Origin of the sequence: Pseudomonas sp. PARCl1 (assembly GCF_947311875.1) — a bacterium.
Taxonomy (GTDB): domain Bacteria; phylum Pseudomonadota; class Gammaproteobacteria; order Pseudomonadales; family Pseudomonadaceae; genus Aquipseudomonas; species Aquipseudomonas juntendi.
Window position 1 is genome coordinate 1 of sequence record NZ_CAMZMX010000101.1, and the last position, 1,684, is coordinate 1,684.

The following is a 1,684-nucleotide window of genomic DNA, read 5'->3' on the forward strand; positions in this document are numbered from 1 at the left end:
GCGGCGATCTGGGCGCAGGTGCTCGGGCTTGAGCGGGTCGGCCTGACGGACAACTTCTTCGAACTGGGCGGGCATTCGCTGTTGGCTACCCAGGTGTTCTCGCGCCTGCGCGCGCTAGGCATAGACGCACCGCTCAAGGTGCTGTTCGAGCATGCCAGCCTGCAGAGCTTCGTCGCCAGCCTGCCAGCACCGTCGTTGGCGGCGCGGGCCCCGGCCATCCGGCCGACGCCGCGCGATGCGGCGCTGCCGGTGTCCTATGCCCAGCAACGCCAATGGTTCCTCTGGCAGCTGGAGCCACACAGCAGCGCCTACCATATCCCCATGGTCCTGCGCCTGAACGGCAGCCTCGATCGCGCGGCGCTGCAACACAGCTTCGATGCGCTGGTCGAGCGTCATGAGACCCTGCGTACCCGCTTCGTCGAAAGCGACCAGGGCATCGTCCAGGTGATCGAGCGCTCGGCTGCGCGGGTCATCGCCCATGAACGACTGGCGGACGAGGCTACCCTTGGGGCGCGTGTCGCCGAGGAGATCCGCCAGCCGTTCGACCTGGCCCGCGGCCCGCTGCTGCGAGCCCGTCTGCTGGAACTGGCGGCCGACGACCAGGTGCTGGTGCTGACTCAGCACCATATCGTCTCGGATGCCGCATCCATGCAGCTGATGGTTGGCGAACTGATCGATGGCTATACCCGCTACCGCGAAGGCGATGCCGCCCCACTGCCTGCCCTGGCGCTGCAATATGCCGACTACGCCCGTTGGCAGCGTGAGTGGATGGAGGCTGGCGAGCGTGAGCGGCAACTGGCCTACTGGGTCGGGCAACTGGGCAGCGAGCAAGATGTGCTGGCCTTGCCGCTGGACCGCCCGCGTCCTGCCGAGCAGAGCTATCGCGGGGCCCAGCTCGACCTGGCCGTGCCGTCGGCGTTGAAGGACGGCCTCGAGGCATTGGCCCGCCGCCAGGGCGCGACCCTGTTCATGGTGCTGCTGGCGTCGTTCCAGGCCTTGCTGCATCGCTACAGTGGGCAGCGCGACATCCGCGTCGGCGTGCCGGTGGCCAACCGCAACCGGGTCGAGACCGAAGGGCTGATCGGCTTCTTCGTCAACACCCTGGTACTGCGGGCCGATATCGATCCACGCCAGCCGTTCGGCGTGCTGCTGCAACAGGTGCGGCAGGCTGCGTTGGGCGCCCAGGCGCACCAGGACCTGCCATTCGAGCAACTGGTGGATGCGCTGGCGCCCACCCGCAGCCTCAGCCACAGCCCGTTGTTCCAGGTGATGTTCAACCACCAGGCCGCCGCGCTTGCGCCGGTACGCGCCGTGCCAGGCTTGGCGGTCCAGGCCATGGCCTGGGACAACGACACCACCCAGTTCGACCTGAGCCTGGACACCTGCGAGACCGCTGAAGGGCTGAGCGCTTCGCTGATCTACGCCACTGACCTGTTCGACCACGCCACCATCGTGCGCCTGGGTGAGCATTGGCTGAACCTGCTGCAAGCCATTGTCGAGCAACCGCACCAACCGGTGGCCGAACTGCCGTTGCTGGCGGCCGCCGAGCGCGAGCGCACGCTGGTCACGTGGAACGCCACCGCTGAACAGTACCCGCTGCAGCAGAACATCCAGCAACTGATCGAGGCCCAGGTGCAGCGCACCCCGGATGCCCCGGCGCTGGCCTTCGGCGAGGTGCGCCTGA

The 1,684-nt window shown here is 67.8% G+C and carries 1 protein-coding gene; it reads left to right on the forward strand.

The annotated features are described in order from the left end of the window. Positions 1-1,684: condensation domain-containing protein (locus QME24_RS24655; protein ID WP_281691085.1), on the forward strand; the 1,684-nt coding region annotated here is incomplete at both ends.